The sequence below is a fragment of the Blautia sp. AM29-29 genome (genome assembly GCF_003480555.1).
Classification (GTDB): domain Bacteria; phylum Bacillota; class Clostridia; order Lachnospirales; family Lachnospiraceae; genus Fusicatenibacter; species Fusicatenibacter saccharivorans.
This window is the reverse complement of the sequence record NZ_QUJD01000022.1, coordinates 1-14,116: the sequence shown is the minus strand read 5'-3', so window position 1 is coordinate 14,116 and position 14,116 is coordinate 1. Positions and strand designations below refer to the sequence as shown.

The following is a 14,116-nucleotide window of genomic DNA, read 5'->3' as shown; positions in this document are numbered from 1 at the left end:
CTATGTTACAAAGCTGTGCAGGCAGGGTTTTTATATATAACTTCTCCTTTTATCCTCTCACATCTGGAGTTTTCCCGGAGAGCCGCCTCTGATAAAAGAAGTAGGTAATCATAAGCATAACTCCAGCTCCGACCCATGCGGAAATTTCTGCGAATGCCACTCCGCGGAACGCAAGGCGCGGTGCTAAAAGCAGCACAACCATGACGCGCATGGCAACCTCCACAATCCCGGACACCATCGGCAGAACTGTTTTTCCCATTCCCTGGCAGGCGTTTCGGAAGACAAACAGCCAGCCAAGGGCGAACAGGGCAACTCCGGTAACCGGCAGAAAGATACAGGTATAGGAAATGACTGTCGCATCATTCAGCATCAGGGATGCCAGAAGCTTCGGGCAGAAAATTTCCAGTGCTGCAAAAGGAAGATTGACAAGGACAGAAAGCACGACACCTGCCCTGACTCCCTGTTTGATCCGGTCGTATTTTCCGGCTCCATAATTTTGTCCTGTAAAAGTCAGAAGTGCAAGTCCAAGTGTTATACCCGGCTGCTCGAACAGACCGCACACCTTCATACATGCAGCATAAGCCGCGACATAAGCCGTTCCCATCTGATTGACAAAAACCTGAAGGACCATACCGCCCACCGCAGTTACAGAATTCATCACAGCTACCGGCAGGCCTTTTCCAACGAGTGCGCCAAGAAGTACACCATCTGCCCTCCAGTCTGTTTTCCGCGGAAGCAGTTCTGCGGCGCGCCGGATATATACCAGACAGTAAAGGGCAGAAACCACCTGCGCCAGAACCGTTGCAAGCGCCGCTCCAAACACGCCCATGCCAAACGGAAATACAAATAGAAGATCCAGCACAATATTGACCACCGACGAAACGATCATAGAAGCCAGCGGCACTTTACTGTTTCCGACGGACCGGAGCAGCGTCATGGCAAAGTTATTAAAAATGGTAACGGTACTGCCCGCCAGAATGGTTCCAAAATAAACCAGAGTGTCTGTCATCATATCCTCCGGTGTCTGGAGAAAGACAAACAGACGGCGCATCCAAAACAGACTGCCCACCGTAATTACAATTCCAATGGCAAGGCAGATATAAACCGACATCGCAATTTCTTTCCGCAGTTTTTCGATATCATTCGCTCCAAAGGAGTGGGAAATACAGATCCCAAGTCCTCCGGTAAGCCCCATGGCAAAGCCGAGAATCAAAAAATGTACCGAACTGGTATTTCCAACCGCTGCCAGAGCCACATCTCCGATCCCCTTTCCAACGACCATGGAATCCACAAAGCTGTAAAGCTGCTGAAAAAGATTTCCGATCAGAATCGGCAGGAAAAACTGAAAAATCAGCTTCATGCTGTTGCCCTGCGTCATATCATTTGTTGTTTTTTGCATGATGATAATCTTGTAACCTTTCCTTTCTTCATTCCTTCTTGCAAATCATATAAAATCACTATATACTAAAAGAAGTTTGTTTCCATCCACAGTCAGTATGGAACATCCACTACGAACGAAAAGTGAGACATCTATGAATAACTTATATGAATATATCGACCCCATCGCCTCTCCTTATGAGGCTTTTCTTTTTGACAGCACGCGGGACTCCCTTCCGATTCCTGCTCACTGGCACTATTATGTAGAACTTCTCTACGTTCTGAAAGGAGAAATTGAGGTTTCCCTTGATAATGTGACATCCATCGGAACAGAAGGATCCGTGATCCTTTTTCCGCCCAAATGCGTTCATTCCATCGCGCTTGCAAAAGGGTCTGTTCCGGTGCAGTATGATGTGATTAAATTTGACCCCAATCTTCTGCCCACCTGCAAGACGGATGAGCTGGATCTGCGTTCGATTCTGCACGGCCTCCACACGTTCCGCTGCCCCTGTATTTTTTCTCCGGAGCAGGTACGGAAAATGGACCTTTTTCCTCTTTTTTCGGATATTCTTAAGGAATACCGGGATAAAGAGCTTGGCTATTCCATGATTCTTACAGCGGATCTTCGGAAAATCATCAGCCGTTTTGTACGGAACTGGCAAAAAAGCGGGACTTCTTTTCCGTCTCCCGGCGTGCATCCTTCCTACGAAATCAGTTTTGACCTGATTTCCGAATACATTGATTCCCATTATTTTGAAGAACTGACCGTAGAGAAACTTGCCGCCATGTGCAACATGTCGCACTCCACATTTTCCATGAATTTTTACCGCCGCTACAATATGACCTGCAAAGAATATATTACGGCAACCAGAATCAATGCGGCAGAAAACATGCTGCTTTTTTCCAGTCACGATGTTTCTTTTATTGCCAGAGAAGTCGGCTATCCGGACTGCAGCTATTTCATCCGGTGTTATAAAAAAATAAAAGGAATCACACCGAAACAGGCCAGAAAAATCCAGGCAGAAAAAAATAAATAACGTTATTTTGCAGAAAAGGGCACGCATTCATTTTGCGTGCCCTTTTTCCATGCCTTATCGTTCTGCTGTCTCGTATACGCTTCGTACGCGGTATGCGCCCGATACGCCGGTTCCCTTGGCGGTAAAGTCTGCGGTCGGCAGAATACGGAAGGTCTTTGTTCCTGCTTCCATATCAACGAAGTTATCGTCCAGGCGAAGCACACCGTTTTCGGTCTCTACGCTGACAGATTTTGCGAAGTTCTCTGCCGTTACAGTTACGGTATCGCCGTCTACCGATACAGAAAGTTTCGGATCTGCGAAATGGTAATGCTTCGGTGCACAGAACAGCGTCGATCCGGAAGATACGACGTTTCCATCGACAACCAGCTCATACGTCAGATGAACTTCCAGCGGATCCTGACCGTTGAAATCAAGATGCGGCATCCACTGTCCGCCGTAGGCCGGTGCGTTGACCTCGAAGGTTCCCTCTTTGACTACGGAAGAATCCGGACGGCGCAGAGACCATTTTACGGTTCCAACAATCGGCTCACCCGTCTCATTCGCAACGTGAAGGTCTGCACTGACATCGATTGGATGCGGCAGGGTGTTGACAAACGGTTTCTGATCGATCTCTCCATGCTCCTCACAGGAAAGCAGAACCGGTGCGAACATCTTCTTCTCTGCGTACTGCAGGGCTTTCCAGTTTCCGTAGTAATCGACGCTTGCCCAGGATGCTACCGGCCAGATATCGTTCAGCTGCCATACAACAGCACCCATGCAGGTACCACGGAAGCGGCGGAAATGCTCTACGCCGTAACGGATGGCATCTGCCTGAAGAAGCTGTGAGCAGTAAAGAAGCTCATCGAAATTCTTCGGATACAGATAGGTCTGTGAGATATAGTTCAGGATCTTTCCGTTGGCAGCCGTATTTCTCTGGTGCATTTCCATGACGCGTGAGAAGATGTTGCGGTCGCCGTCTTCCGTAAACCGTTTTACAGTCTGCAGGGACGGGAAGGACTGGAATCCGAACTCGGACAGGAAACGGTAATGGTGGGAACGATAAGCGGTAAACGGCTCGCTTCCGTGCCATACGCCCCAGTAATGGGTATCGCCGACATTTTCCGCATTGCTGTTTTCGTAATTTCCACCTGAAGACGGGGAGGATGGCCAGTAGAATTTCTCCGGATCCTCTTCTTTGACGATTTTCGGAATGATGTACTCATACAGATGGATATAATCGTAATACTGTTTCTTGGATTTCGGCCATGCCAGCATTTCATACTGTGTCTCCATCTCATTGTTTCCGCACCACAGAGCAATGCTTGCATGAGAACGAAGTCTGCGTACATTCTGACGGATTTCTGTGGAGATATTCTCCTCAAAATGATCTGACAGCTCATAGGAAGCGCAGGCAAACATGAAGTCATGCCAGATCAGAAGTCCTCTCTCATCGCAGACATCATAGAAGAAGTCATCGAGGAAGTATCCGCCGCCCCATATACGCAGGGAATTGAAGTTTGCTTCCTGTGCAGATTTTAACAGCAGATCGGTACGTTCTCTCGTCTGGCGGGTTAAAATATTATCCTCCGGAATGTAATCCGCGCCCATCGCGAAAATCTGCAGTCCGTTGATTTCATATGCAAAGTTGCGGCCTTTTACCGTCTTTGCTGCTTTATCGGTGATAATTACTTTCTTCTCACCGTTTGTCATAACCATGTTGTCGCCGTCGTCGTAATCTGGTGCCTGTCCGGTCATGTGTTCATCATAAACTTCATCTTCCATCGGATCGGTATTGACCGTGATGGTGCGAAGACCCATTTTCTTCTCCCAGGTATCCAGGGTATCCTCTGCAACAAGCGCTACCTTTACCTGATACAGTGCCTGTGCGCCGTAACCGTTCGGCCACCACAGCTCCGGATTTTCTACGGTAAGAGAAGCCTGTACACGGTTGCTGCGAAGCTCACATGTAAGACCGGTCAGATTTTTTGATGGTGCTGAATGGGTCAGCGGATCGATGCTGCCGCTTTCTGCTGTCAGAACGGTTTTTCCATCCGGAGAAGTAACCGTCATGACAATTTTTACATTTCCGTTGGTAACTCCCGGCATCCACTCGATCTCAGCATCTGCCGTCAGGCGAACAGAATCAACAACGTTTCCGTGAACCGTTTTTCCGGTTACGTGATGCTCCTGGCCTACAAATACCTGCGCCAGACGGGCTGTTTTTACTGCGAGAACGGAAGCTTCACGGAACAGTCCTGCATCTGGAAGACGCGGGCCCCAGTCCCAGCCGTACATGCACGCTGCTTTACGGATATGCGGGAATCCCGGCATTGCATCGGAGGATCCGCCAACCGGGCATTTTGTATCTTCTTCCGCAATGAATTTGGTCGGAGAATGCAGAATCACTTTTACCTGATATACGGTATCGGCTGCATCACCTGCAACAAGATCGGTAATATCGTACTCCCAGACACGGTTCATGTTGTCTGCGGAGCCGATTTTCTCTCCGTTCAGATAAACATCCGCGATCGTATCAATTCCGTCGAAATGTAAAAACAGGCGATCCGCTTTTCTGTCTTCCTCTCCGATCACGATTTCTGTCTCGTATGCGAAATCGTTCTCCATCAGTTTCAGTGCATCGAGTTCATTGTCACGATAAAACGGATCCGGGATCAGACCTTTTTCCAGAAGTGTGCCGTAAACGGTAGACGGAACCTTTGTCTCAATTGGAGTCTCCGGAATATCGTAAACATTTTTTCCAAGGACCGTTAAGGTCCAGTTGTCTTTCAGACATATTGTATGCATTACAGTATGTCCCCCTTTCTTACATAGTTTCTGCTTCTTCGCGTAGTTTCACCACGCTTTTTCTTTCTTCCTATCTTACTTCTTTTGTGCAGAAAATGGTACAAAAAAGCTCTTGAAAAATAGGAAAAATCTCCAAATGCACAAAAATTTTCGCAAAAACAGGAAAACAGTGAGACAAATTCTCAATCATCACTTTGACAGATTTGGAAAATGTGATAGAATAAAAATGTTGGCATCCCATTTAAAAATGCCGACATTATTTTTCGAAAAGAAAGATGAGGAAAAAACTATGATACCAGAAAGATTAGCTGCTCTCCGCGAAAAAATGAGAGCATACGGCGTGGACGCTTATCTGGTTCCGACCGCCGATTATCATGAATCCGAATATGTAGGAACTTACTTTAAAGCAAGAACGTATATTACCGGTTTTACCGGTTCTGCCGGAACTGCTGTGATTACGCAGGATGAAGCGTGCCTCTGGACCGACGGCCGCTACTTCGTACAGGCAGCCAAAGAGCTTGCCGGAACCGGCGTTACTTTAATGAAAATGGGCCAGGAAGGTGTTCCGACCGTAGAGGAATACCTGCAGGCAAATACAAAAGAAGGCATGACCATCGGCTTCGACGGCCGCGTTGTCAATGAGATGCTCGGTGAGACACTGGAAAAGACACTTCCGGAGCGTTTTCTCTCCTATCGAAGTGACCTGATCGGTGAAATCTGGTCCGACCGCCCAGCACTTTCTGCAGAACCGGTATGGATTCTTGATTCCAAATATACCGGCGAGTCCGCTGCTGACCGTCTTGCAAAAGTCCGCGAAAAGATGAAAGAGAACGGTGCCGAGGTACATATCCTGACCGCACTCGACGATATTGCCTGGATGCTGAACATCCGCGGAAACGATATTCCGTGCAATCCGGTTGTCCTCTCCTACCTCATTCTGACCGAAACCGAAGGCCATCTGTTTATTCAGGAAGCAACTTTAAATGATGAAGTAAAACAGTATCTTGCCGGTCTTGGTATTTCGATTCATCCATACGATGCTGTCTATGATTTCGCTGTAGGCATCACAGGAAAAACGATTCTTCTGGAGAAAGCCAAAGTCAACTACACAATCTGCCAGAGCGTCATGGGCGAAAACACGATTGTCAATGTGATGAACCCGGCTTCCTCCTTAAAGGCATTGAAAACACCAGTTGAGATGGAAAATATCCGCAAAGCCCACGTCAAAGACGGCGTTGCTGTAACCCGTTTCGTTTACTGGTTAAAGAAAAACATCGGCAAAATCCCGATGGACGAAGTTTCCGTTGCAGAGAAACTGGAATCCTTCCGAAAAGAGCAGGAAGGCTACATTGAGCCGAGTTTCGGAACCATCTCCGCTTACGGCCCGAATGCCGCTATGTGCCATTATCAGGCAACGAAAGAAGATTTCTCCGTTCTACAGCCAAAAGGCATGTACCTCGTGGATTCCGGCGGACAGTATTATGAGGGAACGACCGATATTACCAGAACAATCGTAGTTGGACCGCTGACCGAGGAAGAAAAAGAACATTTCACCATCACTGCGATGGGAACCCTTCGTCTTGGAAATGCAAAATTCCTCCACGGCTGCATCGGTATCAACCTTGATTACCTTGCAAGACAGGCATTCTGGGAGAGAGGTCTTGACTTCAATCACGGAACCGGCCACGGTGTCGGTTATCTCTTAAATGTACATGAGCGTCCAAACGGTTTCCGCTGGAAAATGGTTCCGGAGCGGATGGAAAACGCCGTTCTTGAGGAGGGCATGCTTACTTCCGATGAACCGGGTATCTATATCGAAGGAAGCCACGGCATCCGTACTGAGAACCTGATGCTCTGCCGCAAAGCAGAAAAGAACATGTACGGCCAGTTCATGTGCTTTGAGTTCGTTACCATGGTTCCGATCGATCTTGACGGTATTGACACACAGTATATGACCGAAAAAGATGTGGAACTGCTGAACAACTACCACAAAGAAGTATATGAAAAGATTTCTCCTTATCTGGAAGGAGACGAAAAAGAGTGGCTGAAAGAAGCCACCCGCCCGATTTCCAAATAAGATGCAAAAACGCTGTTCTGTGTTTTGATGATACAGAACAGCGTTTTTTATTATAATACTTTCGATAAAAATTCTTTGAGCCGGGGATGCTGCGGATTTGCGAAGAACTCCTGCGGCGTATTCTCCTCCTGAATATTTCCCTCGTTGATAAAGACCACGCGGGTTGCCACTTCTCTTGCAAAACCCATTTCATGCGTTACGACAACCATCGTCATGCCTGATTCAGCAAGTTCCTTCATAATTTCAAGAACCTCCCCTACCATTTCCGGGTCGAGTGCGGAGGTCGGCTCGTCAAACAGCATGACATCCGGGTTCATCGCAAGGGCGCGTGCAATGGCAATTCGCTGTTTCTGTCCGCCGGAAAGGCTTCCCGGATAGGCATCTGCTTTGTCCGGCAGTCCGACACGGGTCAGAAGCTCCATCGCTTTTTTCTCTGCTTCTTCCGATGTCATTAGTTTTAATGTCACCGGAGCGAGCAAGATATTTTCCTTAACGGTTTTGTGCGGAAACAGATTGAACTGCTGGAATACCATTCCGATCTTCTGACGCACATGGTCAATGTCAGTTTCCGGCGCCGTGATGTCAACGCCCTCGAAGTAAATTTTTCCGCCGGTTGGAATTTCCAGACGATTTAAGGAGCGCAGAAACGTCGATTTTCCGGAACCGGAAGGACCGATAACGGCGACAACTTCTCCCTGACGGATCTCTGTGCTGATTCCGTCTAAAACTTTATTATCCTCGAAGCTCTTCTGCAGATTTTCAACTTTAATTAATACTTTTTCGTTAGTGGTCACTCTTACGCAGTCTCCTTTCCAGTTTGCCCATGAAATAGGTCAGAATCATAACAAGAATCAGATAAAAGATCGCTGCGGAGAGAAGCGGAACCAGCGCATCGTACGTACGGCTCTGTACCAGGGTTGCTGCTTTTGTAATATCGATGGTTCCAATATAGCCGATGATGGCGGTCTCTTTCAACAGCACGATCATCTCGTTGATCAGCGCCGGAAGAACATTTTTAAACGCCTGCGGAATGATAATCAGACGCATGGTCTGTGCCGAATTTAAACCAAGGCTTCGTCCCGCTTCAGTCTGTCCTTTATCCACAGACATGATTCCGGAACGGAAGATCTCGGCAACGTACGCACCGGAGTTAATACCGAATGCAATTCCGCCGATCACGATATTGTTCAGGTTTACGGTTGCAAAAATAACGGAATAGAAAAACAGAATCTGAATCATGGACGGCGTTCCGCGGATAATCGTCAGATAGACGCGTGCCACAATGTTCAGAAGTTTTAATTTACCGGTCTGCTCGTGTGTCGAACGGATCAGCGCGATGAGAAGTCCGAGCACAACACCGATGCACAGTGCAATTACCGTGACAAGCAGCGTCGTCTTCAGACCGGTCAGCCACCACTCTGTAGCACCGTTGTCTACAAAGTAGCGGTTAAACTGATGCTGTAAATTTTCCATAGAATACATCTCTCCTTTGTGGTTTCATTTCCTGCAAAAAGAGCGGCTGCACCATTTTGCCTGGCGGACAGCCGCTCTTTTTCCTCTTATTAGATTACTTTCTTACAATAACAACCTGCGTTGCATTTGCGTAAGTATCGGTGAAATCAACACTCTCCTCACGCTCCGGAGTAACGGTCATTCCGGCTGCGCCGAAATCTGCTTTTCCACTGTTGACAGATGCAAGGATGGTTTCAAATGACATATCCTCGATTTTCAGCTCATAACCAAGCTTGTCGCAGATTGCTTTGGAAATGTCGGCATCGATACCAACGATATCATTTCCCTCTTTGTACTCCCACGGCTCGAACTCTGCGTTGGTTGCCATGGTAAGCGTTCCCTTGGAGTGGTCTGCGTCTGCCGGGGATTCATACGGATGCTGTCCGACTTCATCACCAATGTAGTTGCTCATGATCTCATCAAGAGTTCCGTCCTCTTTCAGCTCTGCCAATGCAGTGTTGAACTCGTCTCTTAACTCATTTCCTTTTTTGAAGCACATCGCGTACTCTTCGGTATCAAAAATGCCTTCTACAATTTTCAGATCATCGTTTGCTGCAACGAATTTTTCTGCCGGCAGGGAATCGATGACAACACAGTCAATCTTTCCGTTTTTCAGTGCCTGAATAGCATCGGCGCCTTTGTTGTAACGCTGCATCTGGGAATCTGCATTAACGGCATCGCTCGCCTGAGAATCACCTGTTGTTCCGGTCTGTACACCAATCTTCAGATCTGCCAGATCCTCTACGGATGTTACTTCTACTTTCTTTGCGGTAGATGCAGAACTTCCGCATCCTGCCATCGAAACAGCAAACAAAACGGACATTGCAAGTGCTGTTGCTTTTTTTGCAAAATTCATTTTCATAATAATCTCCTTCTCTCCTCATGTGATGTATATTTATTCACTTTCTCTTATTATAACAGCATCTTTCTGAAATGCAAGGAAAAACGGAAAAAAAGCAACAGAAATACAAAAGACAGCCCGGGGGTTCTTCCATGGCTGTCTTTCCGTTTTTGTATTTAGTCCGTATTTTTTCCGTCTGCTGCTGTGCAGCGCAGGATCCGCTGAATGCTCTTTTCCGATAAAGCATATTCCTCTGCGAGTTCGGAAACTCTGCTTCCATTTTGATGTTTCTCGCAAATTCCTTCATTGTGATATCTGGTTGTTCTTGTACAAGTTCCAGAATATCGTGGTGCTGTTTTTCTGTAAGAATTGTTTTCCGGCCTCTCAGCTGCGTTCTGGTCTCATAACTGCCAGTGCGTGCACGCTCTTCTATAAGGCGGTATACGGTGCTTTCATTTACTGAAAAATATTTTGCAATTTCCCTGGCATTATGAGTTTTATCCCAGGCCTCCAATACCAGTTTTCTAGCTTCATTTGTAAAGGGACTGCATTATTTAAGAGGTTTGTTATAATTGCTTTTCATCCATTCTTCTTGACACTCCCCACAGCTAAAGCAGGGGGATTCTTGTTTCTTCCACTACTGCATTGACGAATACCTTACGGTACTGCAATGTCTTACACAGTGTCCACAAGCTATGTTTATCCTGTTCCCGTATGCCCTGCGGTACAGCTTTTCATCTTTATGCAGACTGCATCTGCAGTGCTTTTTTCAAAATATTGATGCCTGCATTCGTATCCCGGTCATGAACTGCGTGACACCGGTATCACATAGTTAAAGATATTGGTGTCATTCAATCAATTTTGCCGATAAAGCGGTAGAAGATTTCTACCTCCTGTTCCCGGCTTCCGTCCTCGTTCTTGACCGCTTCATGGACAAGGATTTTCTCAATCAGCGTGTTCAAGAGTTCGGCGGTGAGTTCCGTGGGATTGACGCACTCTTTCATCAAGGCAATCCATTTTTCTGCGTCTGCGGTGCTCTGGCTTTCAGCGGCAATAGCGGATTGAAGCTGTTCAATCTTTTCTTCCAGTTCCGCCTGTTCGCTTTGGTACTTCCCGGACAGCATATTGAAGTTGTATTCCGTGATACGCCCCGCCGCCCAGTCCTCATACATCCGGGCAAACAGGGTATCGACCTCGGCTTTCCGCTTCTCCGCTTTTTTCAGTTCAGCGGCCTGCTTCTTCCTTGCGGCGGCCTGTCCTTTGTCATTGGCGTTCAGCAGCCGCTTCAAAAGCTGTTCTTCATCGTGCTGTACCAGCCCCGACCAGTATTGCAGACGGGAGAGAACATAGGCGTAAAGCACATCATAGCGGATGTAGTGCATGGAGCATTGGCGTGTGCCTTGCCCGTTCTTGCTGCAATGGTAGTAGCCATAGGGCTTGCTGTTCTGCCTGTTCTCCCCGTAGGCCAGCGACCAGCCGCAGTCCGCACACTTTATCAGTCCCGCAAAAATCTGTGTCGTGCCATTCTTGCGCTCCCTCCGGCGGCTTGCAATCTGTTCCTGTACCTGCCGGAAAACCTGTTCGCTGATAATCGGCTCCTGCGTGTTCTCCACCCGCACCCATTCACTTTGGGGCTTGCGTATCCTCCGCTTGTTCTTAAAGGAAATATTGGTCTCCCGGTAGTGGATGGTATGGCCGATGTAGGTTTCATCTTTCAGAATGCTTTTGACCTGCGCTATCGTCCATGCGTAGCCTTTTTCCTCTGGTGCGCCAGCGTAGATATTGGCGAAAGTCCCGTCACGCTGGAAATTGATAAATCCCGGCGTCGGTACTTTTTCCGCAATCAATATCCTTGTAATGCTGGCCGCCCCTTTGCCGTGAATAGCAAGGTCAAAAATCTTCTCCACGATCCAGCGGGTTTCCTCGTCGATTATCAGCTTGTTCTTGATTTCCGGGTGCTTCTTGTACCCGAGGGGAGCATAGGCGCTGATACGCTGTCCGGCGGCAAACTTTGCCTTGAAAGCAGTCTTTACCTTACGGCTGGTGTCCTTTGCGAACCATTCGTTGAACAGGTTTTTGAATGGCACAAAATCGGACAGTCCCTTTTCTGTGTCCTCGTTCTCCGCAACGGCGATGTACCGCACCCGTTTTTCCGGGAACAGAAATTCCAGATAGTAGTCCATCATCACATGCTCCCGCCCGAAACGGGACAGGTCTTTGGTGACAATGCAGTTTACTTTTCCGGCTTCCACATCATCCATCATGCGCTGGAAACTCGGACGCTCGAAGTTTGTCCCACTCCATCCATCGTCCACATATTCCCCGACCACATGAAGCCCCTGCTCCCTTGCGTACTGTTGCAGGATTGTCCGCTGCGTTTCAATGCTTACGCTGTCGCCATAGCTTTCATCGTCACGGCTCAACCGCATATAAAGAGCCGTGTTGTGAATGGTAGTATTGTAAGGTTGTTTCACCGTAAAAATCCTCCTTCTAAAGAAACAACCCACGCTTACAATACTTTTGCTCTATGGCAATTATATCATAAGCGTGGGCGTGTATCAACGATGGGTCACGAAGAAGCGGCCTTTGCCGCCGTGTGCCGGACTACATCAACGATCAGATCTCCAATCGGACGACCGCCAGCGGCGAAATGTTCGGAGATTTTGATACGGTTTTTCCCACATACAAAATACTGTGTGCCGTTCTCGTCAGTAATGACCTGCCCGGTGTGTATTGTATCAATAATGTCGCTTTCGCTTTTTACCATCCAGTGTCCTCCGTATGATTATTTTTCATCATGCAGCTTGAATTTCTGTTCATAGCGTTTACCTCTCTCTTGTTCGCTGCTGCCGTTTCAGTTCCGCCAGTATATCCGGCGGAATACGGTCAACCAGCCGCTGTAAATCGTCCAATTCGCTTTTCAGCTTTGCCCGTTCCATCGTATCTTTTATCTTGCCTTTTTCACTGGCCTTCGCCCTTGCTTCCAGCTTCTCATTTTCCGCCAACAGGTCATTGATTGTGACCTTGTACTTTTTCAGTTGCCCGGAGAAATTCTCCATCTGCGGGAACCACTTTTTCAGCATGGAAAGGGCTTCCTCTTTTTTCTTCCCGGCGTTCAGCGGGTTGATGCCGTCAAGGGTGGCTTCAATGGCTCTGGCCTGCCGGGAGAGGGAAACCGCCTGTTTGAAAAGCCGGGTGGGGATATGCTTCCGGCCTGTCTTGCTGGCGCTCTCCCCACGCTCCAAGTCGGGATATTTCTCCACCATATAGGCGTGAAAATCGTCCTGCCACTTCGTCAGGTTTGCCCGGTTGCCGATAATCTCCTTAGCGCACAGGCGATTGTCCTTTGTCAGCGGAACAAAGGTCAAATGCAGGTGGGGCGTTTTCTCGTCCATGTGTACCATCGCCGACACGATATTTTCCCGTCCTACCCGGCCAATGAGGAAAGCCGCCGCCCTTTGGAAGAACGCCTGTATCTCCTTTGTGGATTTCCCCTTGAAAAACTCCGGGCTGGCGGTTATCAGCGTATCGACAAACCGGGTGCTGTCCTTGCGGGTTCGGCACCCGGCCTGTTCAATCCGGCTCTGAATGAAGCGGTAATAGCGTCCCTCCGGCTTGACGATATGGAAGTTGTACTTGCTCCGGCTGGTGTCAATGTCGGGGTTGCTGGCGTATTGTTCTTTCTGCCGTTCGTGATGGGCTTCCAGCGGCCTTGCCGGGTTGCCCTTGTGCTTCTCAAACCGCAAGATTGCGTGTTGCGCCATTCTACTCCTTTCCCCATTCCTTTCCTATCCGGGGTTTTCCACAGGGAAAATCCCACAGAAAATAGCTCGGATAGGATTGGAATGGATAGAATATAAATCAATCATTTTAATCTTTGTATTTCTATATACCGTTCGGTTTTCGTACTTCAAGAGGGCGGTTTCCGTACTTCATGGGTACGGTTTTCAGTCCTCCGGCGTACCAGAACCGGATTTCTTGAAGTCGGTGTTTGGAACCGCTTCATGGGATTTTGGGAAAATGCGGTTGGGTTTTCCACAGCCCTGCTTCTGGATCTCCACCAGCCCGGCGTATTGCAGTTCCCGCAGGGTGTTCACCGCTTTCTGCCGCCCACAGTGAAGCAGGTCAACCACTTCACAGATAGGGTAATACAGGAAAATCCGTCCGCAGTCATCCGCCCACCCATTTTTGCGGGATAACTCTGTCCGGCGCAGGATAAAGGCGTACAGAACCTTTGCCTCGTTGGACAGGGGCTTGAAGGTAGGGGCTTCAAAGAGGAAATTCGGGAGCCGGGTGAAGCTGAACACCTGTTCCGGCTGGTGAATGTAAATCGTGTGTCATATCGTGTTTTGTGGACGGTTAGAAGCCCGTTTTCCGGGGCGGGCGATACTTTATACCACCTGCCCCGGTTTGGGGCTTGCAAAGCCTTATAAATCACAATGTCATTAACTTAAAAGCAGAAGATATTTATTCCGAAATGGATTAGAT

General features: G+C 48.1%; 11 protein-coding genes. 2 read left to right on the top strand and 9 right to left on the bottom strand.

The window, feature by feature from the left end; genetic code table 11:
* Positions 1–49: 49 nt before the first annotated feature.
* The gene (locus DW769_RS14195; protein WP_118666789.1) at positions 50–1,399 is read right to left on the bottom strand and encodes an MATE family efflux transporter; all 1,350 of its coding nucleotides are present in this window, start codon (positions 1,397–1,399) and stop codon (positions 50–52) included.
* Positions 1,400–1,532: 133 nt separating this feature from the next.
* Here DW769_RS14195 and DW769_RS14190 point away from each other — a divergent pair, with 133 nt between their 5' ends.
* The gene (locus DW769_RS14190; RefSeq protein WP_158568370.1) at positions 1,533–2,414 is read left to right on the top strand and encodes an AraC family transcriptional regulator; all 882 of its coding nucleotides are present in this window, start codon (positions 1,533–1,535) and stop codon (positions 2,412–2,414) included.
* Positions 2,415–2,468: 54 nt separating this feature from the next.
* Here DW769_RS14190 and DW769_RS14185 read toward each other — a convergent pair whose 3' ends face one another.
* Entirely contained in the window at positions 2,469–5,198 is a 2,730-nt protein-coding gene (locus DW769_RS14185) for a beta-mannosidase (RefSeq protein WP_117510180.1), read from the bottom strand.
* Positions 5,199–5,487: 289 nt separating this feature from the next.
* On the opposite strand from DW769_RS14185, the gene DW769_RS14180 reads away from it, so the two are divergent.
* Positions 5,488–7,275, top strand: a complete 1,788-nt coding sequence (locus DW769_RS14180) for an aminopeptidase P family protein (RefSeq protein WP_117510230.1) — start codon at positions 5,488–5,490, stop codon at positions 7,273–7,275.
* A 50-nt stretch (positions 7,276–7,325) separates the two neighbouring features.
* On the opposite strand, the gene DW769_RS14175 is transcribed toward DW769_RS14180, so the two are convergent.
* From DW769_RS14175 to DW769_RS14135, 7 genes are all read right to left on the bottom strand, one after another.
* Entirely contained in the window at positions 7,326–8,069 is a 744-nt protein-coding gene (locus tag DW769_RS14175; protein ID WP_117510181.1) for an amino acid ABC transporter ATP-binding protein, read from the bottom strand.
* Positions 8,059–8,748: an amino acid ABC transporter permease gene (locus DW769_RS14170; protein WP_055217777.1), complete on the bottom strand. Its 690-nt coding sequence runs from the start codon at positions 8,746–8,748 to the stop codon at positions 8,059–8,061. Before DW769_RS14170 ends, DW769_RS14175 begins: the two co-directional genes overlap by 11 nt.
* A gap of 94 nt (positions 8,749–8,842) precedes the next feature.
* A complete protein-coding gene (locus DW769_RS14165; protein WP_055228259.1) occupies positions 8,843–9,649 on the bottom strand; it encodes a transporter substrate-binding domain-containing protein in 807 nt (268 codons plus the stop codon).
* An 830-nt stretch (positions 9,650–10,479) separates the two neighbouring features.
* Positions 10,480–12,057 (bottom strand): recombinase family protein, encoded by a 1,578-nt coding sequence (locus DW769_RS14150; protein ID WP_118569007.1) that lies wholly within the window; start codon positions 12,055–12,057, stop codon positions 10,480–10,482.
* A gap of 140 nt (positions 12,058–12,197) precedes the next feature.
* On the bottom strand, positions 12,198–12,395 hold the full coding sequence (locus DW769_RS14145) for a hypothetical protein (RefSeq protein ID WP_009271129.1): 198 nt from the start codon (positions 12,393–12,395) through the stop codon (positions 12,198–12,200).
* A gap of 58 nt (positions 12,396–12,453) precedes the next feature.
* Positions 12,454–13,392: a MobV family relaxase gene (gene mobV / locus DW769_RS14140; protein WP_118750540.1), complete on the bottom strand. Its 939-nt coding sequence runs from the start codon at positions 13,390–13,392 to the stop codon at positions 12,454–12,456.
* Between the two features lie 183 nt (positions 13,393–13,575).
* Positions 13,576–13,935, bottom strand: a complete 360-nt coding sequence (locus DW769_RS14135; protein WP_442857764.1) for a replication initiator protein A — start codon at positions 13,933–13,935, stop codon at positions 13,576–13,578.
* Positions 13,936–14,116: the final 181 nt, after the last annotated feature.

Bases quoted from the DNA above. Each gene is read 5' to 3' on its own strand.
- DW769_RS14150 (WP_118569007.1), bottom strand. From the start codon at position 12,057: ATGCGGTTGAGCCGTGACGATGAAAGCTATGGCGACAGCGTAAGCATT.
- DW769_RS14170 (WP_055217777.1), bottom strand. From the start codon at position 8,748: ATGGAAAATTTACAGCATCAGTTTAACCGCTACTTTGTAGACAACGGT.
- mobV (WP_118750540.1), bottom strand. From the start codon at position 13,392: ATGGCGCAACACGCAATCTTGCGGTTTGAGAAGCACAAGGGCAACCCG.
- DW769_RS14195 (WP_118666789.1), bottom strand. From the start codon at position 1,399: ATGCAAAAAACAACAAATGATATGACGCAGGGCAACAGCATGAAGCTG.
- DW769_RS14185 (WP_117510180.1), bottom strand. From the start codon at position 5,198: ATGCATACAATATGTCTGAAAGACAACTGGACCTTAACGGTCCTTGGA.
- DW769_RS14190 (WP_158568370.1), top strand. From the start codon at position 1,533: ATGAATAACTTATATGAATATATCGACCCCATCGCCTCTCCTTATGAG.
- DW769_RS14165 (WP_055228259.1), bottom strand. From the start codon at position 9,649: ATGAAAATGAATTTTGCAAAAAAAGCAACAGCACTTGCAATGTCCGTT.
- DW769_RS14145 (WP_009271129.1), bottom strand. From the start codon at position 12,395: ATGGTAAAAAGCGAAAGCGACATTATTGATACAATACACACCGGGCAG.
- DW769_RS14180 (WP_117510230.1), top strand. From the start codon at position 5,488: ATGATACCAGAAAGATTAGCTGCTCTCCGCGAAAAAATGAGAGCATAC.